This window comes from Marinobacter xestospongiae, assembly GCF_023156385.1.
In the GTDB taxonomy this organism is placed as follows: Bacteria; Pseudomonadota; Gammaproteobacteria; order Pseudomonadales; family Oleiphilaceae; genus Marinobacter; species Marinobacter xestospongiae.
The window spans coordinates 12,678-34,267 of record NZ_JAKZAK010000025.1 but is presented as its reverse complement, the minus strand read 5'-3'; the positions used below and the strand labels follow the sequence as shown (position 1 = coordinate 34,267).

Here is a 21,590-nt window from a genome sequence, read left to right as displayed (position 1 = left end):
TGGTCGTGGTCGTGGTCGTGGTCGTGGTCGTGGTCGTGGTCGTGGTCGTGGTCGTGGTCGTGGTCGTGGTCGTGGTCGTGGTCATCCTCATGGTGGTGCCCATCCGATGCGCCCGTCAGCGCCATGGTGGCAGCCTGGGACCGGCAGTTGATACCGGTGGCGGTCAGCAACGGTGTGCGTCGTAACCAGGAATGGACTTCGTTGACCTTGCGAACGTCCTCATCGCTGGTGGCGCGATGCTCGAATCCCAGCAGATTGAAGGCCGGCGAGGTGAAAATGACATCCAGCCGGTCACCGCTGATGGCCACCTGCAGCAGCGCCTGGCCGTGTTCGTGGGCGGCCAGGTTGTCCTGGGCCTGGGCCGTTGATGCCAGGCCGGCCACGGTAAGCAGGCCGACGACGAGGTGCCGTGGAGCAAAGATTGGATGGGGCATGTCTGCGCACTCCGGGGTTCTGGGTTTGGTTATGTTATAACATAATTCACCCCGATCCCGGGCAGGTCAAGGGGTGGGGTGATCGGTGTCTTCGCTGGACGCGAATGCTAGGATAGGGCTTTGTACCGGACGGCGTTGCTGTCCCGGTCGAATCCGCGATGACCACCACAGGATTGAACCACTGCATGTCTGATTCCGACGCCACTTCTTCCCACGACGAATTCGAGCGCTGGGCCAACGTCTTTACTGAGCACCAGGCGTTCAGCCATCCCTCTGAACTGCACGGTACCCTCTGTGGCCGTCTGGCGGCCGGTAGCCGCCTGCCGCCGGACCAGTGGCTGGCACTGGTCTGTGAACAGATGGGCCTGCCAACCACGGCGCCGGAGGAATCGGAGGCGCTGAGCGCGTTCATGATTGCCGCTTACGACCAGACCCTGACCCTGCTGAAAGCCTCTGATATGAGCTTCCAGCCGCTGATGCCGGACGATGACTATGCCATGGAGCAGCGCTTGCAGGCCCTGTCGGCGTGGATTCGTGGCTTCCTCGAGGGGCTGGCGCTGGAAGCCGGCGCTGGCCTGGGGGAGGCGCCGGAGGAAATCCGTGAACTGATCGAGGACCTGGTGGCGATCAGCCAGGTGTCCGAGACCGAGGCGGACGGTGAGGAAAGCGAGCAGCAGTTGACCGAGATCACCGAATACGTTCGTCTGGGTGCGCTGGCGGTATTCACCGAATACAATCCGCCGGAACCCCGCGAAAGCAAGACCCTGCACTAACGACACCAATCACTGGGGAGCGTCATGGCCGCCAAGATACCCGTAAATGAGTTCGCTGAACGCCGTCAACGCCTGATGGAGCGCATGGCCCCGGACAGCATCGCCATTCTGCCCGCCGCCCCGGAGCGGGTGCGTAACCGGGATGTGTTGCACCCATTCCGGCAGGACAGCGACTTCCAGTACCTCACCGGTTTCGGCGAACCCGACGCGGTGCTGGTGCTGATTCCTGGCCGGGATCATGGCGAGTCGGTGCTGTTCTGCAAGGAGCGTAATCCCGAGAAGGAACTTTGGGACGGTTTTCTGGTGGGGCCGGACGGTGCCATCGAGCATTATGGTCTGGACGATGCTTTCCCGATCTCTGATATCGACGACATCCTGCCGGGCATGATTGAGGGCCGCAGCCGAGTCTATTACCCCCTTGGCAAGGACCACACTTTTGATACCCAGGTGATCGACTGGGTCAAGATGATTCGTAGCAAGGTTCGCTCCGGGGCCCAGCCGCCTGGCGAGTTCGTGTCCCTTGAACATCACCTCCACGATCTGCGTCTGTACAAGAGCGCCAATGAGATCAAGGTCATGGCGCGGGCCGGAGAGATCAGTGCCGAAGCCCATCGCCGGGCAATGAGCCGCGCCCGGGCAGGGCTTCACGAGTATCACCTGGAGGCTGAGCTGCTGCATACCTTCATGGAGCACGGAGCCCGCAGCACCGCCTATCCCTCCATTGTTGGCAGTGGCACCAATGCTTGCATCCTGCATTACATCGAGAACCGGGCGCCGCTGGCGGACGGTGATCTGGTGCTGATCGACGCCGGCTGCGAACTGGAGTGCTACGCCTCCGACATTACCCGGACCTTCCCCGTCAGTGGCCGTTTCAGCGATGAGCAGAGGGCGCTGTACGAGGTGGTGCTGGCGGCCCAGTACGCCGCCATTGAGGCGGTCTGCCCCGGTAATCACTGGAACCACGCGCACGAGGCGGCGCTGGAAGTGCTGTGTCAGGGCCTGATCGATCTCGGGCTGCTGGACTGCTCGCTGTCCGACGCGCTGGAACAGGAGCGCTTCAAACCCTTCTTCATGCACCGGACCGGCCACTGGCTGGGGCTGGATGTCCACGATGTCGGCGACTACAAGGTCGGCGATGCCTGGAGGGTGCTGGAGCCCGGCATGGTCCTGACGGTGGAGCCTGGCCTCTACGTGGCGCCGGACAACACCGATGTTGAGCCCCGCTGGCGGGGTATCGGCATTCGCATCGAAGACGACGTCGTGGTCACTCGGGAGGGCTGCCGGGTGTTGACGGACGCCGTGCCCAAGACCGTGGCCGAGATCGAAGCGTTGATGGCGGGCTGACCATGACAGCGACAAGCCACCTTGAAGGCGGGCAGCACAGCGATCTGGTGATCGCCGGTGGTGGCCTGGCCGGCGCCTCATTGGCCCTGGCCATGGCCCGGGCCCTGCCGCATCGGGCCATCACTGTGGTGGAGTCGTTCCCGCTGACTCAGGACGCCCTGCCGGACAGTTACCAGCCCAGCTATGACGCCCGCTCCACTGCATTGGCGTGGGGGTCGCGGCAGATCTTCCAGGATCTGGGGTTGTGGTCGGCGCTAGCCCGCCAGGCTACGCCGATCCAGCATATCCATGTGTCCGACCGCGGCCGCTTCGGTGCCACCCGGCTGGCTGCCGGGGATCATCACCAGGAGGCCCTGGGCTATGTGGTGGACAACCGTTGGCTGGGCCTGTGCCTGATGGCGGCGCTGCGCCAGTGCCCGCAGGTGCGATGGCTGGCGCCAGCGACGGTGGAGACGGTCGGTGCCGAAGCTGGGGTAACCCGGGTTCAGGTGCGCGCTGGCGATGGCACCCTGCACGATCTGCGCACCCAGTGCATGGTGCTGGCCGATGGTGGCCGCTCCGGTCTGAGGGAGCAGCTGGGCTTTCAGGTTGAACGGCGGGACTACGGCCAGCATGCCCTGATCGCCAATGTCTCCACCGCCGAACGTCACCAGTTTACCGCCTTTGAACGATTCACCGACGCCGGCCCCATGGCATTGCTGCCCCACGGCGGGCCGGGTCCGGCTTCCGCTTGCACCAGTGCCCTGGTCTGGACGCTGAGTCCGGATGCCCTGGATACGGTGATGGCGGCATCGCCGGACGACCGTTGCCGGCAATTGCAGCAGCGTTTTGGCTGGCGCCTGGGGCGGTTTACCCGCATGGGCGAGTGCAGTCACTACCCACTGAGCCTGGTGACGGTACCGGAGCCGGTGCGCCCGGGGGTGGTGCTGATCGGCAACGCCGCCCACGCCCTGCATCCGGTGGCGGGCCAGGGCTTCAACCTGGCGCTGCGAGGAATCACCGCGCTGGTGGAACAGTTCCAGCAGGCCGACGCCCGTGGCGAAGCCCTGGGCAGTCTGTCGGCCCTCAAGGGCTATCAGCAGGCCCATCAGGCGGACTGGCAGCGTACCGTGCAATTCTCCGATTCCCTGGTGCAACTGTTTGGCGCCGGTGTGCCGGGGCTGGGCCTGGCCCGGGACGCCGGCCTGGTTGGCCTTGATCTGGTGGCTCCCGCCAAGCGCTGGTTTGCCCGCCAGGCCATGGGGCTGGGCGCCCGTCGCCCGGATTATCACCATGGCCAGACAGCGGACGCCGCGGCCGGGACGTCAGGACACTCGATTGAGGAACGCTCATGAACGACTCTCCGCACTTCGATGTGCTGGTCGCCGGCGGTGGCATGACCGGCAGTGCCCTGGCCCTGGGGCTTGGCCAGCAGGGCTGGCGGGTTGGTGTGGTGGAGGCGGCGCCGGTAGCCGCGCTGCTGGACGCTCCCGCACCGATTGGCTCGGTGGCGGATTTCGAACCCCGGGTCAGCGCTATTTCAGCGGCCAGCCAGCGTTTGCTGGCCGATCTTGGCGCCTGGCAGGCGGTGGCGACCCAGCGCCATTGTCCCTATCGTGGCATGACGGTGTGGGATGCCGAGGGTACCGGGCGTATTCATTTTGATGCCACCGACCTTCAGGTGCCGGCCCTTGGCTGTATCGTCGAGAACCGATTGCTGGTGCGGGCACTGATGCTGGCATTGCAGGACAGCCCGGTAACGGTGTTTGACCAGGCTCGGGTGACCGGCCTGTCGCCCTGCCAGCAGGGCCAGCGGCAGCTGACCCTGGACGACGGCCGGGAATTGACCGCGTCGCTGGTGGTGGCCGCCGATGGCGCCCAGTCCCGGCTGCGCCAGTGGGCCGGTTTGCCGACCCGCGAGTGGGATTACGACCAGCAGGCCATCGTCTGCACGGTGGAAACCACCCAGAGCCACCGGGATACCGCCTGGCAACGGTTTTCCACGACCGGGCCGCTGGCGTTCCTGCCATTGGCCAGCGGTGATCCGGCCGACGCCGGTCGTTTCTGTTCCATTGTCTGGTCCCAGGACACCGACGAGGCCCGTCGTCTGCTGGCGCTGTCGGATAACGACTTCCGTGAGGCGCTGGCGGCGGCCATCGAACACCAACTCGGCCCGCTGGTTGCGGTGTCGGCACGCCAGGCTTTCCCGCTGCGTCAGCGTCACGCCAAGGACTACATTGGCGAGAGCCTGGCACTGGTGGGGGACGCTGCCCATACCATTCACCCGTTGGCGGGCCAGGGCGTCAACCTTGGTTATGGCGACGTCAGGGTGCTGCTGGCGGAGCTGGAGAGCGCCCGGCAACGGGGGCTGTCACCGGCGGATGAGCTGACCCTGGCGCGCTATCAGCGCCGCCGCAAGGGCGATAACCTGGCGATGATGGCGGCAATGGAGGGCTTCAAGCAGCTGTTTGCCCGTGATGAGCTGCCGTTGCGCTGGCTTCGGAATGCCGGCATGCGCTGGCTTGACCAGTTGCCGGCCATCAAACATCGGGTGGCCGCCCAGGCCATGGGACTGCAACCCTGAGCCGGCATACTTCAGGTCAGGCTGGCGCTCTCCGCAGCCCGACACATCCTTTAGTCCAGGCAACACCACCGCTTAACAGAACACAGGAAGGAATCCGCAATGGCCGGAGCCAGTTTGCTCGCCCTGATTGATGATATAGCCACCATCCTTGATGACGTCTCGGCGATGACCAAGGTCGCCACCAAGAAAACCGCCGGGGTTCTGGGTGATGACCTGGCCCTCAATGCCCAGCAGGTCACCGGCGTTAAACCGGCCCGGGAAATTCCGGTGGTGTGGGCCGTGGCCAAGGGGTCACTGCGTAACAAGGTGATTCTGGTGCCGGCGGCGCTGGCGATCAGCTTTTTCGTGCCCTGGCTGGTGACCCCGCTGCTGATGGTGGGGGGCGCCTTTCTGTGTTTTGAGGGGTTTGAAAAGCTTGCCCATCGCTGGCTCCATTCCCATGAAGAGGACGAGGCTCACAAGGAGGAGCTGAAACAGGCACTGCGGGACCCGCAGAAAGATCTGGTGGCGCTGGAAAAAGAGAAGGTGAAGGGTGCCATCCGCACCGATTTTATCCTGTCGGCGGAAATCATTGCCATCACCCTGGGCACCGTTGCGCAGCAGAGCATTGGCATGCAGTTTCTGGTGCTGTCGGTGGTGGCGTTACTAATCACCATCGGCGTCTATGGCCTGGTTGCGGGCATCGTGAAGCTCGATGACGGTGGTCTCTATCTCAGCCAGCGGCCTGGCGACGATGGTCTGGCCCCGATGCTGCGGGCCTTTGGCCGGGGCATTCTGTGGCTGGCGCCGTACCTGATGAAAGGGCTCTCCGTACTGGGGACCGCTGCGATGTTCCTGGTCGGCGGGGGCATCATTTCCCACGGCATTCCGCCGCTCTATGACTTGATCCATCATCTCACCGATCCGCTGTCCGGGATGCTGGCGGTACTGATGCCGGTATTGGCGGACGGAGTTGTGGGGATTGTGGCTGGTGGTTTGGTGGTGGCGCTGGTCACCCTGGTCGGAGGCCTCTGGAAGCGTGTTCGCGGAACTGCCTGAGCGGCCGGTGGGCTGAGGCGGCGGGCCAGCGTGAATACCGGCCCGCCGGGTCGATCAATAATCGACGGTGTAGCTCAGGGTGTAGGTGCGACCGCGGCCCTGGAATTCAAACAGCTTGTCGTAACCGTAGAACATCTGGGCGCGCTGACCCCAGACGGTCAGATAGTCGTTGTTCAGCAGGTTGCTGATCCCCATTCCCAGGCGCCCCACCGGCAGCTCGCGGGAAGCCTGCAGGTCGACGGTGGTAAAGCCATCGATCTCGTTGCCGGCATCGTCGTCGATGTCAAAGGCATGATTGCCCTGCAGCCGAACCTGGGTGCGGGCATCCTGCCATTCCACAAACGCCATGGCGCTGGGCAAACTGGCGTAACGGGCGTCTTTCTTGTCCCAGTCACCCTCGTTCTTGACCTCGGACCGCAGCACATGGCCCTGGACGCCGGCGCGCCACTGATCGCTGATGCGGTAGGCCAGGCTGGCTTCCAGGCCATAATCCCGGGTCTTGGCGTCCACCACGTCAATCTGCAGGGTATCGGTGACCCGGGTGTCCTTGTCTGACCAGGTGTAGTAGGCGGCTACCTGGGCTTCCCAGTTGGCTTCGTACGCCCGCCAGCCCAATTCCACCTGATGGGTCTTCAGGCCGGGCAAGGTGTTGCTGTCAACGTCGAGGGCGTCGTTGAGGGTGTAGTAGCCATTGTCCAGCGAGTAGCTGCCGCGGCCAAACACCTTGCCCGGATCGGGAATTTCGAAGCCCTGGCTGAAGCTGGTCCACAGTTGCTGGCTGGCGGTGAGGTTGTAGATGGCGCCGGCATTCACCAGGGTGACGTCGTAGCTGTTCTCGCCACCGGGAATGGCGTCGGCACCCGTCGCCAGGCCGCGTTGGACGTCAATCTGCTGCTGGGTGGGCACAAAATTGTCCACTTCCAGGCTGGAATGGCGCTGGCGGATGCCGGCGTTGAGCCGCAGCCGCTCCGTTGCCTGCCACTCGGTCTGCAGGAAGGCGGTCACACCATCCACCCGGTAGCCCGGGTAGCGGCCGACGGTAAAGTCCTCCTCGGTCACCATGGCACCACTCTGCAAGGCTTTGGCGGTGTCAAAAATCATCTGGTTGGCCTTGAAGTCCTCTCGGTCCAGATCCACGCCATAGCTGAACTGCCAGTCCCCCCAGTGCTTGACCAGCAGCCCCTTGAGGTTGTGCTGGGTGGTGTCCTGGAGTGACGCGCCAACGTAGCTCTGGGCCATGTTCTGGCGAATGTAGGGGTAGGGGTGGAAGCTGGCCTTCTCGCCCCGGGTGGACAGTTGCAGGTACGCGGTATGACCGAACAGGTCGCGATGCTGGTAGTTCAGGTTCACCAGGTGGCGATCGGTTTCCGGTGCCCGGTCGGTCTTGTAGCCGGTACGAATCTCCGGATCTGCGATGGTGCTCAGGTTGGGGCCGAGGTAGACCCCCTGATTGCCGTTGAAGCGGGAATCGTACGCCTGGCCCAGCAGCTCCAGGGACTGCAGGTCGCTCAGTTGTAGACGCACGCTGCCCATTACATCCAGGCTGCGGTTGTACTGCAGGTCGGTCTGGGTGATGTCCGGCATGATGGCGTCGCCGTCGGCGTCGTAGAACGCGCTGTTGCGCTGGGTGGCTACGGCGAGGCGCCCCTGGACCCGGTCATTGCCGCCGCTGATGGACTGGCCGGCACGGAACACGCGATCTTCGCTGTCGTTGAAGCCGGAGCTGGCGGAAGCCTCGGTGCGATAGCGGGTGTCTCCGGCTTCGCCCTTATGGGTAATGATGTTGATGATCCCGCCGGTGCTGCCGCCGCCGTAGATCGCGGTGGCACCGGAGAGCACTTCGATGCGTTCGATGTTGAACGGGTCAATGCTGTCGAACTGGCGGCTCAGACCGCGGGAGGAGTTCAGTGAGACGCCGTCAATCATCACCAGCACGCTGCGTCCGCGCATATTCTGGCCGAAGTTGGTGCGGCCCTGGGGCGCCAGGTCGAGGCCGGGTACCAGCTTGCCAAGCACACTTTTGAGGTCCTGACCGGACTGGAGTTGGGTTTCCAGTGCTTCCTGCTCCAGGACCCAGACGGTGCCCGGCACCTGGCTGATCTGTGCCGGCGCGCGGTTGCCAACCACCACCAGCTCATCCAGCGAGTAACTGGTGGCGTCAGCCAGCAGCGGGGTGGTGCAGCTGGCGATCAGGGTACCAAGGCCGGCCCGGTAAAGTGCCGAGCGGGTTCGCGGAATCATCGTCATGGAAATCTCCGGGAGTCGATTACGGGTGAGTAATGGATGGGAGGGGAAAAGTAATGCAAATGCGTAAAATTATCAATTGATCAGCGCGGCAGGTTGTGAGTACGAGCGCCGGGGGCGTGGTACTCAGGACGTCGTGCAACTCAGGGCGTTGTAGTACGCAAGAAGGGGAGGTGGTGTTTGGCGCCGATCCGGCGCCCGCGCTGCAGAGCCGCGGCCTTCTACTAGCTGCAGCCGTCTAGTAGCCGCAGCCGTCGTAGAGCCGGCCGATCAGCACCGGTACTGCGGTTTCCACCCGCAGGATGCGGCGACCCAGGTGTACCGACTGGCAGCCGGCTTCAACCAGCTTGTCGACCTCGTAGGGAATGAAGCCGCCTTCGGGGCCGATGCACAGGGTCGCCGGGCTGGTCAGGTGGCTCGGGCAGGGCTGGTCTGTGCCCGGATGGGCCACCAGGCCCGGACGCTGTGCCAGCAGCGCCGGCAGCTCGTCCTCGACGAAGGGTTTAAAGCGCTGGCGGATGTGCACCTGGGGCATGCGGGTGTCACGGGCCTGCTCCAGTCCCAGGGTGAGGTTCTCCCGCAGCGCGTCCGGCCCCAGCCAGGGCGTCTGCCAGAAGCTTTTCTCCACCTTGTAGGCGTTGATCAGCCAGATCTCCTTGACCCCCAGCGCCGCCACCGTTTGCAGCACCCGCCGGAACATCTTGGGGCGGGGCATGGCCAATACCAGCGTCAGGGGCAGGGGCTCGGGCGGTGACTGATCCAGGGTAATGGCCAGTTCGGCGGCGTCTGCATCGCGCTGGATCAGGGTGCCGGTGCCGATGTTGCCGTTCTCCACCCCCACTGGCACCTGGTCTCCCACCTCGGAGCCGAGAATGGTGGCCAGGTGGTCGAAGCGGCGACCGGTCAGCCGGACCCGGTCGGGGCCGATAAAATCGGCCTCGGTCAGCAGTGCGAGGTTCATTGTGGCTCGTTGGCCTCGGCCGAATCGGTCGCCGGCGCCCGGCGCTGAGCCAGGTAGCCAAACAGGATGCCGAGCTCGAACAGCAGCCACATGGGCACTGCCAGCAGGGTCTGGGAAATGATGTCCGGCGGAGTCAGCAGCATGCCAATGATAAAGCAGGCCACCACCACGTAGGGGCGTTTGGCTGCCAGTTCCCTGGGGGTGGTGATCCCGGTCAGGATCAGCAGGATGGTGGCAATGGGAATCTCGAAAGCGACACCGAACGCGAAGAACATTTTCAGCACGAAGCTGAGGTAGCTGGCAATGTCCGGCAACTCAACGATGCCCTCGGGGCCGATCGCGGTAAAGAAGCTGAACACCAGCGGAAACACCACAAAGTAGGCAAAGGCGGCGCCGAGGTAGAACAGGGCGACCGAGGTTGCCAGCAGTGGAAACGCCAGACGCTTCTCATGGGCGTAGAGTCCGGGGGCAATAAAACTCCAGATCTGGTAGAGAATCACCGGGATTGCCGCAAACACCGCCAGCACCAGCGCCAGCTTCAGCGGCGCGAAAAAGGTCGAGGTGATGTCGGTGGCGATCATGGTCTGGCCTACCGGCAACAGCTCCAGCAGCGGCCCGGCCATAAACAGGTACAGTTCGTTGGCCCAGGGGTAGATCACCGCAAAGCACAGTGCGACGGCCAGCACCATCTTCAGCAGCCGGTTGCGCAGTTCCAGCAGGTGTTCGATCAGGGACATTTCCTGGCTGTTGTCGGCCGCATCCGTTGATGGCGGGCCTGGAGGGGTAACGCTCATTGACGGCTTTCCGTGGATGTGTCCGGGGACTCAGGTGCCGGAGAGGCCTGGTTTGCCTCCGTGCTGGCGCTGTCCGCCGGTGTCGCCGGGGGCTCGTTCTCCGGGGAGTCCGGTTGCTGCTCCGGAGGCCGTACCCGACGGGTGGCCGGAGCCGGCCGGGAGCGGGTACTGGAGTCCGATACCACCATGTGCTGGTACTGCCGGGCCTCGTCGAGGGCATCGCGGACGGTCTTTTCAACGTCTTCCAGGCCAACGTCGCCAGCCTGGCGGAGCTGCTCCTTGAGTTCGTCCGCCTTGAGCTGGCGGTCCAGCTCGCTGGAAAACTGGCTGACCATACGGCGGGCACCACCAATCCAGCGCCCGGCCGCCCGTGCCGCTGTGGGCAGGCGTTCGGGGCCAAGAACCAGCAATGCAATCACTGAGCAGATCAGCAGCTCAAGGAAGCCAATGTCGAACATCCGGCGGTGTCTCAGTTATGGTTTTTTTCGCCGGCGCTGTCGGTGGTGCGGGCCTGTTGGGGCTGGTCGGCAGCCTGGTCCTCGACGGAACGCTGTTGCGGCTTGCCGTTGTCCTCTTCGTTCATGGACTTCTTGAAGCCACGGATGGCGCCACCCAGGTCGCTGCCGATATTGCGCAGTTTCTTGGTTCCGAACAACAGCACGACAATGCCGAGAACGATTAGAAGTTGCCAGATACTGATACCCATGATGGGGTCCTCATTTTCATGCAGAGACTCACAATATTGTACGCTACCGGGGCTGCATTGCGGAAACCCCCAGAAGGGGTACTCCGATTACTGGTCCCGGGCGGCCTTTTCTTCCAGTCCGGAGAGGTCGAAGCGGCGAGCCAGTTCATTGATTACGTCGTCCGGTCCCAGGCCCAGCCGCGACAGCATCACCAGCGAGTGGAACCAGAGATCGGCCGTTTCGTACACCAGGTCGCTGGTGTCGCCAGAATGCTCCGCATCCTTGGCTGCCAGCAGGGTTTCGGTGCACTCCTCGCCCACCTTCTCCAGGATCTTGTTCAGCCCCTTGGCATGCAGACTGGCGACGTAGGAACTGTCCGGGTCCGCCTGTTTGCGGGCTTCCAGTACGTCGGCCAGGCGCATCAGCACATCACTCATGTCAGTCTCCCTGTTGCGGGTGCGGGCGATAGATGGTGTCCGGGTCCTTGAGGACCGGATCGGTCACTTCCCAGCGGCCCTGTTCCAGGCGGCGGTAAAAACAGCTGCGCCGTCCGGTATGACAGGCGATGCCTCCCCGCTGTTCCACTTTCAGCAGAATAACGTCGGCATCGCAGTCCAGGCGAATGTCCAGAACCCGCTGCTGATGGCCTGAGGACTCGCCTTTGCGCCACAGTTTGTTGCGGGACCGGGACCAGTAGATCGCCTGGCCTTCGGTTGCCGTGGCCGTCAGCGCTTCGGCGTTCATCCAGGCCATCATCAGGATGTCACCGCTGGTGGCGTCCTGGGCAATGGCGGGGATCAGGCCATTGGCGTCGAAACGCACTTCGGCCAACCACTCCGGGCTGTCGACATTAGGGGAAGAGTCTTTCATTTCTGTGAACGTCCGTCGATTGGGTGGGTTTTAGCGGGGAGCCGGACGGGCCACCAGCCAGGCAGCCACGGCAATCAGCCCCCACCCGTAAGCGGGCAGATCCTGCGCCACTGCCAGCAGGTCGACCTGGGTGCTGGCGAGGGCCAGCCCGGTCAGCACCAGCGCCGCCGTGGTGCGCCGCCAACGTCGGTCCTGCTGGCGTTGCCGGTCATCCAGCTGAGCCTGCCATTGGGCCTGGCGATGATCATCGGTGCCACGGTTACGCAGCTCCAGTAGCGCATCATGCACCAGTTGAGGCATGTCTGGCGACTGCTCCAGCCAGGCCGGCAGGTGGGACTGCAGGGTCTTGAACAGCGTGCCAGGGCCGAGCCGTCGTCGCATCCAGGTTTCCAGGAACGGCTGCGCGGTGCTCCACAGGTCCAGGTCGGGGTAGAGCTGACGGCCCAGGCCCTCGACATTGAGCAGGGTTTTCTGCAGCAACACCAGTTGCGGCTGCACCTCCATATTGAAGCGGCGGGCGGTCTGGAACAGTCGCAGCAGGAAGTGCCCAAAGGAAATGTCCTTCAGCGGGCGCTCGAAAATCGGTTCACAGACGGTGCGGATTGCCGCCTCGAATTCGTTGACCCGGGTGTCTGGCGGCACCCAGCCGGACTGGATGTGGAGCTCTGCCACCTGCCGATAGTCGCGCCGGAAGAACGCAAGCAGGTTGCGGGCAAGGTAGCTCTGATCGTCCGGGGCCAGGGTGCCGACGATGCCGAAATCGATGGCAATGTACTTGGGGTCCCGGGGATTGCTGGCGTCGACAAAGATGTTGCCCGGGTGCATGTCGGCGTGGAAGAAACTGTCCCGGAACACCTGGGTGAAGAAGATCTCCACGCCTTTTTCTGCCAGTACCTTGAGGTCAACCCCGGCGGCGGTCAGGGAGGCGACGTCGGCCACCGGAATGCCGTGAATGCGTTCCATCACCAGCACCGACTTGCGGGTGTAGTCCCAGTCGATGGCGGGGATGTAGATCAGGCTGGAGCCGTCGAAGTTGCGTCGCAACTGGCTGGCGTTGGCGGCTTCCCGCTGCAGGTCCAGCTCGTCGTGGATGGTGGCGTCGTAGTCGGCCACCACGTCCACCGGGTGCAATCGTCGTCCCTCGGACCAGTAGCGCTCCAGTAGGCCGGCCATCAGGTACATCAGCGCCAGGTCCTGCCGGATCACTTTCTCGATGCCCGGACGAATGACTTTGACCACCACCTGCTGGCCGCTGGGCAGGGTGGCGGCATGCACCTGGGCTACCGAAGCCGACGCCATCGGCTGCTGGCTGAATTCGGCGAAGCACTCACTGACCGGGGCGCCGAGGGACCGTTCAATAATGGCCTGGGCGCGCTCGCCGGAGAAGGGCGGCACCCGGTCCTGCAACTGGCGCAGGGATTCGGCCATGTCGTCCGGCAGCAGATCGCGGCGGGTGGAGAGAATCTGGCCAAACTTGACGAACACCGGGCCCAGTTCTTCCAGTGCCAGCCGCAGGCGGTCGCCGCGACTGAGCTTGGGCTGAGGGAACAGGTGCCAGGGCGCCAGCAGGAAAAAGAGTTTCAGCGGCGTGGGCAGTTCCGCGATCGGCAGAAAGGTATCCAGGCGATAACGGCAAAAGACCCAGCCAATACGGATCAGGCGTTGCAGGCGTGTCACTGTGTCTCCGAACTCCGGGGGGCGTCGGTCAGGTGATCGAGGCGGGCGGCGAGGCGCTCGGTGCGCAGGTGCAGCTCGTCGATGTCATGGAAGGTGGCTTCCAGTTCGCGCCGACCGGGCAGGGCGCGACTCTCCTCGTGGATGTATTCTTCCACGTTGGCATTGAGGGCCGCGCTGGCCTGGCGACTCCACTGCAGGGCGGCGCGCAGTCGACGCCCCAGAAAATGCGCCGGCACATCCCCCATCACCTTCGCCAGGCTGGCTTCCCAGTCCGGATTGAGGCGATCCAGCGCGCGCTGGAACTGGTGGGCCTGGGCCATGTCGCCATGAACCGTCAGACGGCCATCGCTGAACACCTGGTCATCGCCCTGGGCCAGGGCCAGAAACGCCAGCGGCCGGCCGGCGATCTCGATGGCCGGCGCGGGTTCCTCGACGCTGCCGACACGGACCCGGTCGGCGCTGGCCGAAAGCGTCAGCGTCAGAGGCAGTGGCGCGGTCAGGCGGAACTGCACGGTGCCGCGCAACGCCGCGAGCAGCGCCTGGTGGCCGGCCGGGTCCAGCGCCAGGGTCCGATTGAGGGCTTCCTCAACCATGCCGGACAGCGCGGCGCGCAGGGTCGGGCCCGGCATCATCAGGGTTTGATTCCTACGTGCAGGGCGACGATGCCCCCGGTCATGTTGTGGTATTTGCAGTTCACCAGGCCGGCGTCGGTCATCATGTCCCGCAGGGTATCCTGGTCCGGGTGCATGCGAATGGATTCCGCCAGGTACTGGTAGCTGTTGGAATCGCCGGCGATCATCTGCCCCATCAGCGGCAGGGCGTTGAAGGAGTAGAGATCGTAGGCCTTGCTCAGCAGCGGGTTACGGGGTTTGGAGAACTCCAGCACCATCAGTTTGCCGCCGGGTTTGAGCACCCGGGTCATGTCCCGCAGGGCCTGGTCCTTGTCGGTGACGTTACGCAGGCCGAAGGCAATGCTGACGGCGTTGAAGTGGTTGTCCGGGAACGGCAGGTGCTCGGCATCTGCCTGGACGTACTCGATGTTGCCGACGTAACCGCGATCGGTCAGACGACCCCGGCCTACCTGCAGCATGGAGGCGTTGATGTCCGCCAGCACCACCTGCCCTTCCGGCCCCACCAGGTCGGAGAACTTCATGGTCAGGTCGCCGGTTCCGCCGGCGATGTCGAGCACCCGGTGGCCCGGCCGCACGCCGCTGAGTTCGATGGTGAAACGCTTCCACAGACGGTGGATGCCCATCGACATCAGGTCGTTCATCAGGTCGTACTTGCCCGCGACCGAGTGGAACACCTCGGCCACCTGGCCGGCCTTCTGGCCACGATCCACCTGCCGGAAGCCGAAGTGGGTGGTGTTGTCGGCGGGGTTGCCGGCGCTGTTGGCGGGGGCCTGATCGGGGGACGTCGGTTGTTGGCTCATGGCAGGGTCCTGTCAGAATCTGAACACCGTATTCTAACGGTTAGGGGGGTGGCTACAAGGTTAGCGGCCCCTTAAACTAGCGAAATTGCCAATTTTGAGGGGAACCTTGCGCCATGTCAGTGATTGATATTCACCGTGCCCACAGTCTGGATCATGACCACGCCCGCCAGGCGGCGGAAGCCCTGGCCAGCGATCTGGCCCGTGAGTTTGATGTCCACTACCAGTGGGATGGTGACCTGGTGCGGTTCAAGCGCAGTGGCGTCAAGGGCCAGCTCACCATCAAGCCGGACGACATTCACGTGCACCTGGAGCTGGGCCTGCTGCTGCGTCCGTTCAAGGGACGGATTGAGCAGGAAATCCACAGCCAGCTGGATCAGCTGGTCAAGTCTTAGGTGGCTTACCCGGGCTTCTCTGAGGCCGTGAACGGTGCCGGGTGGCCGGAGACAATGCGCTCCATCACCCGGGTTTCCCGCACCACCAACTGATCGATCAGCCGTTCCACCCGGTCCATGGTCCGAAAGGCCCGGTAGCCCCGCTGCAGGAATGCGTGCAGATCGCTCAGTCCCGCCATCTCAGCCGGTCCCCGGCTGATTGCCAGCAGCCAGCCGAGGGTCCGGTTGCGGACGTATCGATCCAGTTGCTGGCCCACCTCCGATACCAGCTCGATCTGGCGCCGGCGCTGGTCCAGCTGACCGCAGGCGCGGTAGCCCTGGCAGTACTGTTCCGGGGTCAGAAAACGCCGGCCATGGCCGTGATAGGCCAGGGTTTCCACTAGGGCCAGGTCCAGGGACTGGGTCACCAGGTTCAACTCCACCAGGCCCGCCAGGGTGTCCAGTTGCTGTTCCGGCAACCACTTCACCATCTTGGGAAATACCCGGTCGATGTTGTCGTCGCGGCGAGTCATGCCGCTGGGGGCGTAGAGGTCAGAGAGCAGGAACTCCAGGCCTGTGCGGTAACCCGGATCGGCGATCAGGTCCTGGTGGGACTCCCGCAGTCGGCGGGCCTGCCACTGTTCCAGCAGGGCCAGCCGGTCCACCAGCGGGTGGTGACGTCGGCGCAGGCGAAAATCGTGGTAAGCCAGCAGGTGCTGTTGCAGGCGGCGGCCACCGTCGCTCTGAACCGGGGTGTGGACGAGGCGATCACGGTACATGGGCGGCTGTGGGCTCCGGGGCTGCGGCGGCAAAAAGGCCGCAGTTTACCGGAGCCGGTGTGAGCTGTCTTGTACCAGGCGTTACTGCTGGGCGGCAGCGGGCAGGGCTTCAAACCCCGGGACCCACTCATTGCTGTCCAGAGTGATGAAATGGCTGGGAGCGTCGGTCTCGACGATCCGCATGGTGGTGGGGCTCTGGCGGGCACTGGCCAGCATGGCCGAACGGTCGAGAATGCGGTCCACCTGGGGAATCAGGAAGGTGCCATGGCGCACGTGCTGGTAAACGCTGGTGTCGGTGCGATGCATCCAGTCCATGATGTTTTCGATGTTGCGGACGATGGTGAGATGGTCCTTGGTCGCGAAGAACAGCTTGCTGAGCAGGGCCTTCTTGCGCGGGTTCATCTTGCCGAAAAACGTCTGGCCATAGGCCGACTGGGGGGCGCTGTTGATCAGGCGGATCAGCCAGGGCCACATGCCATGGCTGACCGGCTCCAGCAGGGTGGTCACCAGGGCGTGCAGCTTGCCCTGTGGCAGCACCGGCGCCTCCAGCACCACCTCCACGTTGTCAAACAGTTCCGGGCGCTGGCGGATGGCTTCCAGTACCACTGCGCCACCGCGGGAATGGCCGTGGATGCGGATGTTGTCGGTGGTCGGCAGATTGGCCAGGGCCTGCACCAGGACGCAGGCATCGTACTCGATGGTGGCTTCCGGGTGCTTGATCGGCACCTCCCACTCCGGGTATTCCGGCGTCACGCCGTTGACCGGGATGTGGTAGTTGCAGCAGGTCAGCAGGATCAGTTCGGTGGTGGGCTCTTCGTAGGCCTGGGTGAAGTAGCAGTGGTTTTCCAGAAAGCCATGAACGCCAATGACGGTCTGTTCCGCCTGGCCGCTGTGATTCCGTACTGAGACCGCACCCTTGCCGACCCGGTAGACCCGGCCGGAAAACATCTCCGAGTAGGCGCTCTCAATTGGTTTGATCAGTTTACGAACGTGGCTTGCTTTCATCACCGTTCTCCCACCAGCAGTGTGTCTGCGCGTTGTTATTTGGTTCGTGCGCTCAGGAGCGCACCGTTGCAAGCAGATACCACTGTTTTATCGCTTGGGTGCACGGGTTGTATTGGCGCAGATTACGTTTTTTTTGCTTTGTCAGAGCCAATCAGGGGCTCGTTCACCTTTAAACACCTGCTACCCCGAGTATAGGGGGCGAAGGTTGCTGAAATGTAATTTTTTGTAATTCCCGGGTTGCAGCCGGCTCTGTGGAGGCGGCCGGGTATGTCTGGCACAATGCCTCGTTATTGCCTCATAAACACACACTTACCGGGGTCGCCAGTCGTTGAGTCACGAGCACGCGCATCTTCTCCTGCCGGTGGATTCTGCCTGGCTGGCTCTGGAACGCCCGGAAAACCCGATGACCATCACGGTCATGCTGCGGGTCGAGGGGCTGACGCCGGCGAGGCTGTACGACTTTCTGGAGGTCTACTGGCTGGCCTGGGAGCGCTTCCGCTACATGCCGGTGGCGCGGGCTCCGGGGTGGTGGTGGGAGCGGGACCCGAGTTTTGCCCTCCACCATCATATCGAGGTTGTCCACAAGCCGCTGGATGAGGCCGCGCTGCAGGACTGGGTGTCCGCCCGTCTCAACCAACCTCTGCCGGACTATCGCCCGCGCTGGAAATTCTGGCTGGTGCCTGACGCCGAGGGCGGGGCCGCGCTGCTGCTGCGGATTCACCACTGTTACGCCGATGGCCTGTCGCTGCTGGGGGTGTTCGATCGCATCTGCCCACCGTCGCCGCAACAGGCGCCGGCGCTCTATGGTGCCACCGAACAGGCCGATCCTGGTCGCTGGTACCGCTCAGCCGGAGCCTGGCTGTCGTCGCTGGCGGCGATGACCGAGGCTGCGCCGGAGCCGCTGACAACGGAGACCGGATCACGCTCGCCGCTGGAACGGGCGGCAATGCAGGGCCTGCGTCTGGTGAATGAGGTGAGCCAGTTCCTGGTGGAGCCTGAGGATAGTCCAACCCGGCTCAAGCGGCCGTTGCTGGGCCGACGCAGCTGTCGCTGGTCACGACCGGTGGCGCTGGCGGGGTTTCGCGAGGCGGCGGCCAAAACCGGTGCCACCATCAACGACGTGCTGCTGAGCTGTGTGTCTGCGGCGGTGCGTCGCCACATCGAGACTGACGGTGAATCCCTCGACGATACCATTCTGCACGCCGCCGTGCCGGTGGATATACGCCGCCAACTGCCGGAGGGTATTCGTCCGGGCGAGCTGGATCTGGGCAATTTCTTTGGCACCGTGTTTGTGCCGTTGCCGGTGGACGGTGACAGTTCGCTGGAGCGGCTCTACCGGGTCAAGCACGAAACCCGGCGTCTGAAAAAAACCTGGCAACCGGGTATATCCTGGGGCCTGGCGGGGTCGGCCAGTCTGCTGCCAGGCGCCTGGCGCCAGCCCATCGCCGACCTGATGTACCGCAAGGCCAGTGCCGTGGTGTCCAATGTGCCCGGTACCCGCGACGAACGTTACCTGGCCGGCTGCCGTATCCGTGAACAGATGTTCTGGGTGCCCCAGGCCGGCAACATTGGCCTGGGAGTGAGCATCGTCAGCTACGCCGGGCAGGTGCAGTTCGGCGTGGTCGCGGACGAGGCCATCCTGCCCCAGCCCGGCCCCTTCCTCGACGACTGTCTGGCAGAGCTCGAGCGGTTCTAGCTTCACTCGCCGGGCGTTGATCCGTCCATCCGGTCTTACTTCCAAAGTCCCGTGCCGGTAACGTTCCAATTGCCGAGCAAACCGACTCCCTCGACCCATTTTCCCCCCGATCGCGCTGGCGGACCATGATCCGTGGCCACTGATTGCGGCCCAGCCGCCCGGCCTGGCCGCCGGTCGCGCTGTTTCCAGATGACAACTTTGGAGCTTCCAGCTGGCATTTGTGTCCCGTTCAACAGATCAGCGCATCAACCGAACGGGCCACCAGTCAGCGGACTCCCAGATGGGGGAAATATGAACAACAACAATGCAAAACCCGCTGCCCTGGCGCTGGCGGTTGCCCTGGCTGCCGGTACGGCATCCCAGGCCCAGGCGGCCATCGATCTGTACGACGCCGACGGCACCCGTTTTTCCACCGACGGCTACATCAACACCTTCTACGTCAACACCGACGTCGACCAGCCGGGAGAGGGCGCGGATCGCCGTCAGTCCCGGGTGAAAATGGGGTTCCTGCCCAACTACCTGGGCTTTAATGTCCATCGCGACATGGGCGACCTGACACTGGGGGCGCGCTCCTCGTTCTGGGTCACCATCAACGATGGCGAAACCGGTGGCACCAGCACCGGCATAGATGTGCGGCAGTTCTATGGCACCGTTGCCAGCGACTGGGGGGAGGTGCTGATCGGTAAGGACTTCGGTCTGTTTGCCCGTTCCAACATCTTCCTTGATGAGATTCTCATGGGCTATGGCCAGACCAGTGACACCCTGGGCCTGGTCAACGGCCAGGGGGTGTCGTTCGGCAACATTGCCACCGGCTATCCTTACCCATTCCCCACTGCACAGATCACCTACCGCACACCGGAGCTGGCCGGATTCAAACTGGCGGTTGGGGTGATGGACCCTAACGGCACCGCGGAGGACGGCAGCGGTGTGGCCTATGAGGAAGCGCCACGGTTCGAGTCCGAACTCACTTACGCGCTCGATCTGGATGGCATCAACCTGACGGCCTGGGTCAACGGTCAGTATCAGAATTCGGAAAGTACCGATGACGCGGTTGAGGACGTCACCTCCACTGGTGTTGGCTACGGCGCCAAGGTCAGTGTTGCCGGGCTGTCGCTGTCCGCCTCCGGTTTTACGGCGGAGGGCGTTAACCCGCTGTTCACCAATAACTTCCTCGATCTGGTGGCGGGTGAGCAGGATACTGAAGGCTACCTGGTTCAGGGGGCCTACCGCTTCGGTGCCAACCGGGTGGTGTTGTCCTACGGCGAGAATGAGGACGATGTGCTGGATCAGGAACGGGACAACACCACCGTGGCCCTGTTCCACGACGTCAACAGCAACCTCAAGCTGGTGGCGGAATACAGCATGCTGAATGTTGACAGCCAATCCACCGGCGCGATGGTGGAAGAGACCGACACCATCGCGGTGGGCGCCGTGCTGACCTGGTAGGTGCTGACCCAGAAGGTGCTGATCTGATAACGCGGCGTGGGTCGCCGCGGGGCGCGGCGGGCAGGGATGGCTGCCGCTATTGCCCCGGAAACCCCCGGGTCCGGTAGGACGAAAGTAGCGGATTGGTCTGGCGAATCTGTCTGGTTTGGTCGGCCTGTTTTTCAGAGGAGCCTTTTTTCAATGGCTTACGATCGATTTGGCGCGCCGGTAAAAAGCACGGAAGTCGCATTGGCGTACCCGTTGGGGGCCGTACAATCGGAAGAACTACCGCCGTACCCGGAACCTCAGCCGATGAATGCCGCTACCCATCAGCCTGCCAGCTCCCAGTCTGCCGCCCGGCTGGCCAGTACGTCCCTGCGTGATGCCGCGGCGGCAGCCGGGGCACTGGCGGATGAGCTGGCCCATGCCGAACTCGGCTGTGTGCTGTTCTTCTGCTCCGCCGACTACGATCTGGCGCAACTGGGCCCGGCACTGGAGGCGGCGTTTCCCGGCGTTCTGGTGTGTGGCTGCACCACCGCCGGAGAGATCACGCCCCAGGGCTATGGCCGTGGCTGCATGACCGCCATTGCACTGGATCGCCGCCACTTTGCCGTCGACTGCGCGCTGATTCAGGAACTGGAAGGGTTCTCGTTGCAGGATGCCCAGGGCTGTATCGACCGCCTGCTTGCCACCTGCCGTGACGCTGACCTGGCGCCGGTCAGAGACCACACCTTCGCCATCACCCTGCTGGATGGCCTGTCGAGCCGTGAGGAACTGGTGCTGGCCACCCTCAACGCCGCGCTGGGCTCGATTCCCCAGTTTGGTGGCTCAGCGGGCGATGATGAACGCCTCAACGATACCCACGTCTACTTTCAGGGCCGCTTCCACAACCACGCCGCCATTGTGATGCTGGTTAATACGCCGCTGGATTTCCGAGTGTTCTCCACCCACCACATGACTGCCACCGAGCAGAAGCTGGTGGTGACCCGCGCTGACAGCGATCGTCGTACCGTCCATGAACTCAATGCCGAGCCGGCGGCGCGGGCCTATGCCCGGGCAGTGGGCGTAACCGAAGCCGAGCTCGATCGGAAAACGTTTGCCCTACACCCGATGGCGGTACGCATAGGCGGCCACCATTTCATCCGTTCCGTGCAGCGGGTCAATGCCGACGGCAGCCTGACGTTCTACTGCGCGGTGGAAACCGGCATCGTGATGACCATGATGCGCACCGGGTCGTTGCAACAGAGTCTGCAGGACCAGTTAGCGCAGGCCGAGGCGGTGGTGGGCCCACCGCTGGTGACCATCGGCTGCGACTGTTTTCTGCGTCGCCTGGAAGCGGAGGTGACCGGCATCGACCAGAACATCGGCGAGTTTCTCAGCCGCCATCGGGTGATTGGCTTCAACTCCTATGGCGAACAGTTTGACGGCATGCACATCAACCAGACTTTTACGGGGGTGGTCATTGGCCAGCCTGACTTCGCTACCCGCAACGCCTGAT

22 protein-coding genes are annotated in these 21,590 nt (G+C 63.7%); 9 read left to right on the top strand and 13 right to left on the bottom strand.

What is annotated here, in order from left to right:
* Nucleotides 1–434 (bottom strand): ZrgA family zinc uptake protein (locus MLD24_RS17175; protein ID WP_248168300.1); only part of this gene is annotated, 434 nt, incomplete at its 3' end.
* Nucleotides 435–619: 185 nt separating this feature from the next.
* Between MLD24_RS17175 and MLD24_RS17170 the strand changes: the two genes are divergently transcribed.
* The 5 genes from MLD24_RS17170 (at nt 620) to MLD24_RS17150 (ending at nt 6,152) form a co-directional block, all read left to right on the top strand.
* Nucleotides 620–1,207: a UPF0149 family protein gene (locus MLD24_RS17170; protein WP_248168298.1), complete on the top strand. Its 588-nt coding sequence runs from the start codon at nt 620–622 to the stop codon at nt 1,205–1,207.
* A 24-nt stretch (nt 1,208–1,231) separates the two neighbouring features.
* Complete coding sequence (pepP, locus tag MLD24_RS17165; RefSeq protein WP_227172496.1) at nt 1,232–2,551, top strand: Xaa-Pro aminopeptidase; 1,320 nt, start codon at nt 1,232–1,234, stop codon at nt 2,549–2,551.
* 2 nt (nt 2,552–2,553) lie between these two features.
* A complete protein-coding gene (ubiH, locus tag MLD24_RS17160) occupies nt 2,554–3,885 on the top strand; it encodes a 2-octaprenyl-6-methoxyphenyl hydroxylase (protein WP_248168296.1) in 1,332 nt (443 codons plus the stop codon).
* Nucleotides 3,882–5,114: a UbiH/UbiF/VisC/COQ6 family ubiquinone biosynthesis hydroxylase gene (locus MLD24_RS17155; RefSeq protein ID WP_248168294.1), complete on the top strand. Its 1,233-nt coding sequence runs from the start codon at nt 3,882–3,884 to the stop codon at nt 5,112–5,114. Before ubiH ends, MLD24_RS17155 begins: the two co-directional genes overlap by 4 nt.
* Before the next feature lie 99 nt (nt 5,115–5,213).
* On the top strand, nt 5,214–6,152 hold the full coding sequence (locus MLD24_RS17150) for a DUF808 domain-containing protein (RefSeq protein WP_248168292.1): 939 nt from the start codon (nt 5,214–5,216) through the stop codon (nt 6,150–6,152).
* A gap of 54 nt (nt 6,153–6,206) precedes the next feature.
* Here MLD24_RS17150 and MLD24_RS17145 read toward each other — a convergent pair whose 3' ends face one another.
* The 10 genes from MLD24_RS17145 to ubiE form a co-directional block, all read right to left on the bottom strand.
* On the bottom strand, nt 6,207–8,393 hold the full coding sequence (locus tag MLD24_RS17145) for a TonB-dependent receptor (protein WP_427902073.1): 2,187 nt from the start codon (nt 8,391–8,393) through the stop codon (nt 6,207–6,209).
* A 241-nt stretch (nt 8,394–8,634) separates the two neighbouring features.
* On the bottom strand, nt 8,635–9,357 hold the full coding sequence (locus MLD24_RS17140; protein ID WP_248168288.1) for a 16S rRNA (uracil(1498)-N(3))-methyltransferase: 723 nt from the start codon (nt 9,355–9,357) through the stop codon (nt 8,635–8,637).
* Nucleotides 9,354–10,151: a twin-arginine translocase subunit TatC gene (tatC, locus tag MLD24_RS17135; RefSeq protein WP_227172490.1), complete on the bottom strand. Its 798-nt coding sequence runs from the start codon at nt 10,149–10,151 to the stop codon at nt 9,354–9,356. The genes MLD24_RS17140 and tatC overlap by 4 nt, the downstream gene beginning before the upstream one ends.
* Complete coding sequence (tatB, locus tag MLD24_RS17130; protein WP_248168286.1) at nt 10,148–10,609, bottom strand: Sec-independent protein translocase protein TatB; 462 nt, start codon at nt 10,607–10,609, stop codon at nt 10,148–10,150. Before tatB ends, tatC begins: the two co-directional genes overlap by 4 nt.
* A gap of 11 nt (nt 10,610–10,620) precedes the next feature.
* On the bottom strand, nt 10,621–10,857 hold the full coding sequence (tatA, locus tag MLD24_RS17125; RefSeq protein WP_248168284.1) for a Sec-independent protein translocase subunit TatA: 237 nt from the start codon (nt 10,855–10,857) through the stop codon (nt 10,621–10,623).
* Between the two features lie 87 nt (nt 10,858–10,944).
* The gene (locus MLD24_RS17120; protein WP_248168282.1) at nt 10,945–11,274 is read right to left on the bottom strand and encodes a phosphoribosyl-ATP diphosphatase; all 330 of its coding nucleotides are present in this window, start codon (nt 11,272–11,274) and stop codon (nt 10,945–10,947) included.
* Between the two features lies 1 nt (nt 11,275).
* The gene (gene hisI, locus MLD24_RS17115) at nt 11,276–11,707 is read right to left on the bottom strand and encodes a phosphoribosyl-AMP cyclohydrolase (RefSeq protein WP_227172486.1); all 432 of its coding nucleotides are present in this window, start codon (nt 11,705–11,707) and stop codon (nt 11,276–11,278) included.
* A 30-nt stretch (nt 11,708–11,737) separates the two neighbouring features.
* Nucleotides 11,738–13,384 carry a ubiquinone biosynthesis regulatory protein kinase UbiB gene (gene ubiB, locus MLD24_RS17110; RefSeq protein ID WP_248168280.1) on the bottom strand — a complete coding sequence of 549 codons (1,647 nt, stop codon included), beginning with the start codon at nt 13,382–13,384 and terminating at the stop codon, nt 11,738–11,740.
* Complete coding sequence (locus tag MLD24_RS17105) at nt 13,381–14,016, bottom strand: ubiquinone biosynthesis accessory factor UbiJ (RefSeq protein WP_248168278.1); 636 nt, start codon at nt 14,014–14,016, stop codon at nt 13,381–13,383. The genes ubiB and MLD24_RS17105 overlap by 4 nt, the downstream gene beginning before the upstream one ends.
* Nucleotides 14,016–14,816, bottom strand: coding sequence for a bifunctional demethylmenaquinone methyltransferase/2-methoxy-6-polyprenyl-1,4-benzoquinol methylase UbiE (gene ubiE / locus MLD24_RS17100; protein ID WP_248168276.1), 801 nt, complete (start codon nt 14,814–14,816; stop codon nt 14,016–14,018). The genes MLD24_RS17105 and ubiE overlap by 1 nt, the downstream gene beginning before the upstream one ends.
* A gap of 113 nt (nt 14,817–14,929) precedes the next feature.
* Between ubiE and MLD24_RS17095 the strand changes: the two genes are divergently transcribed.
* Nucleotides 14,930–15,208, top strand: a complete 279-nt coding sequence (locus tag MLD24_RS17095) for a polyhydroxyalkanoic acid system family protein (protein ID WP_227172482.1) — start codon at nt 14,930–14,932, stop codon at nt 15,206–15,208.
* A 5-nt stretch (nt 15,209–15,213) separates the two neighbouring features.
* Here MLD24_RS17095 and MLD24_RS17090 read toward each other — a convergent pair whose 3' ends face one another.
* On the bottom strand, nt 15,214–15,966 hold the full coding sequence (locus MLD24_RS17090) for a DUF8198 family protein (protein ID WP_227172481.1): 753 nt from the start codon (nt 15,964–15,966) through the stop codon (nt 15,214–15,216).
* A gap of 81 nt (nt 15,967–16,047) precedes the next feature.
* Nucleotides 16,048–16,971, bottom strand: coding sequence for an alpha/beta hydrolase family protein (locus MLD24_RS17085; RefSeq protein ID WP_248168274.1), 924 nt, complete (start codon nt 16,969–16,971; stop codon nt 16,048–16,050).
* Nucleotides 16,972–17,374: 403 nt separating this feature from the next.
* On the opposite strand from MLD24_RS17085, the gene MLD24_RS17080 reads away from it, so the two are divergent.
* The 3 genes from MLD24_RS17080 to nosP all read left to right on the top strand — a co-directional run bounded on the left by MLD24_RS17080 (nt 17,375) and on the right by nosP (nt 21,589).
* A complete protein-coding gene (locus MLD24_RS17080; RefSeq protein WP_416381872.1) occupies nt 17,375–18,667 on the top strand; it encodes a WS/DGAT domain-containing protein in 1,293 nt (430 codons plus the stop codon).
* A gap of 291 nt (nt 18,668–18,958) precedes the next feature.
* Nucleotides 18,959–20,113 carry a porin gene (locus tag MLD24_RS17075; protein WP_248168272.1) on the top strand — a complete coding sequence of 385 codons (1,155 nt, stop codon included), beginning with the start codon at nt 18,959–18,961 and terminating at the stop codon, nt 20,111–20,113.
* A gap of 180 nt (nt 20,114–20,293) precedes the next feature.
* On the top strand, nt 20,294–21,589 hold the full coding sequence (nosP, locus tag MLD24_RS17070) for a nitric oxide-sensing protein NosP (RefSeq protein WP_248168270.1): 1,296 nt from the start codon (nt 20,294–20,296) through the stop codon (nt 21,587–21,589).
* The last annotated feature ends 1 nt before the right edge of the window (nt 21,590 follow it).

Excerpts from the sequence above, each read along its gene's own strand:
- MLD24_RS17105 (WP_248168278.1), bottom strand. The coding sequence starts at position 14,016 with ATGATGCCGGGCCCGACCCTGCGCGCCGCGCTGTCCGGCATGGTTGAG.
- MLD24_RS17155 (WP_248168294.1), top strand. The coding sequence starts at position 3,882 with ATGAACGACTCTCCGCACTTCGATGTGCTGGTCGCCGGCGGTGGCATG.
- hisI (WP_227172486.1), bottom strand. The coding sequence starts at position 11,707 with ATGAAAGACTCTTCCCCTAATGTCGACAGCCCGGAGTGGTTGGCCGAA.
- MLD24_RS17080 (WP_416381872.1), top strand. The coding sequence starts at position 17,375 with ATGACCATCACGGTCATGCTGCGGGTCGAGGGGCTGACGCCGGCGAGG.
- ubiE (WP_248168276.1), bottom strand. The coding sequence starts at position 14,816 with ATGAGCCAACAACCGACGTCCCCCGATCAGGCCCCCGCCAACAGCGCC.
- tatA (WP_248168284.1), bottom strand. The coding sequence starts at position 10,857 with ATGGGTATCAGTATCTGGCAACTTCTAATCGTTCTCGGCATTGTCGTG.
- MLD24_RS17140 (WP_248168288.1), bottom strand. The coding sequence starts at position 9,357 with ATGAACCTCGCACTGCTGACCGAGGCCGATTTTATCGGCCCCGACCGG.
- MLD24_RS17090 (WP_227172481.1), bottom strand. The coding sequence starts at position 15,966 with ATGTACCGTGATCGCCTCGTCCACACCCCGGTTCAGAGCGACGGTGGC.
- tatB (WP_248168286.1), bottom strand. The coding sequence starts at position 10,609 with ATGTTCGACATTGGCTTCCTTGAGCTGCTGATCTGCTCAGTGATTGCA.
- MLD24_RS17145 (WP_427902073.1), bottom strand. The coding sequence starts at position 8,393 with ATGATTCCGCGAACCCGCTCGGCACTTTACCGGGCCGGCCTTGGTACC.
- ubiH (WP_248168296.1), top strand. The coding sequence starts at position 2,554 with ATGACAGCGACAAGCCACCTTGAAGGCGGGCAGCACAGCGATCTGGTG.
- MLD24_RS17085 (WP_248168274.1), bottom strand. The coding sequence starts at position 16,971 with ATGAAAGCAAGCCACGTTCGTAAACTGATCAAACCAATTGAGAGCGCC.
- MLD24_RS17170 (WP_248168298.1), top strand. The coding sequence starts at position 620 with ATGTCTGATTCCGACGCCACTTCTTCCCACGACGAATTCGAGCGCTGG.
- MLD24_RS17095 (WP_227172482.1), top strand. The coding sequence starts at position 14,930 with ATGTCAGTGATTGATATTCACCGTGCCCACAGTCTGGATCATGACCAC.
- MLD24_RS17120 (WP_248168282.1), bottom strand. The coding sequence starts at position 11,274 with ATGAGTGATGTGCTGATGCGCCTGGCCGACGTACTGGAAGCCCGCAAA.
- pepP (WP_227172496.1), top strand. The coding sequence starts at position 1,232 with ATGGCCGCCAAGATACCCGTAAATGAGTTCGCTGAACGCCGTCAACGC.
- MLD24_RS17150 (WP_248168292.1), top strand. The coding sequence starts at position 5,214 with ATGGCCGGAGCCAGTTTGCTCGCCCTGATTGATGATATAGCCACCATC.
- nosP (WP_248168270.1), top strand. The coding sequence starts at position 20,294 with ATGGCTTACGATCGATTTGGCGCGCCGGTAAAAAGCACGGAAGTCGCA.
- tatC (WP_227172490.1), bottom strand. The coding sequence starts at position 10,151 with ATGAGCGTTACCCCTCCAGGCCCGCCATCAACGGATGCGGCCGACAAC.
- MLD24_RS17075 (WP_248168272.1), top strand. The coding sequence starts at position 18,959 with ATGAACAACAACAATGCAAAACCCGCTGCCCTGGCGCTGGCGGTTGCC.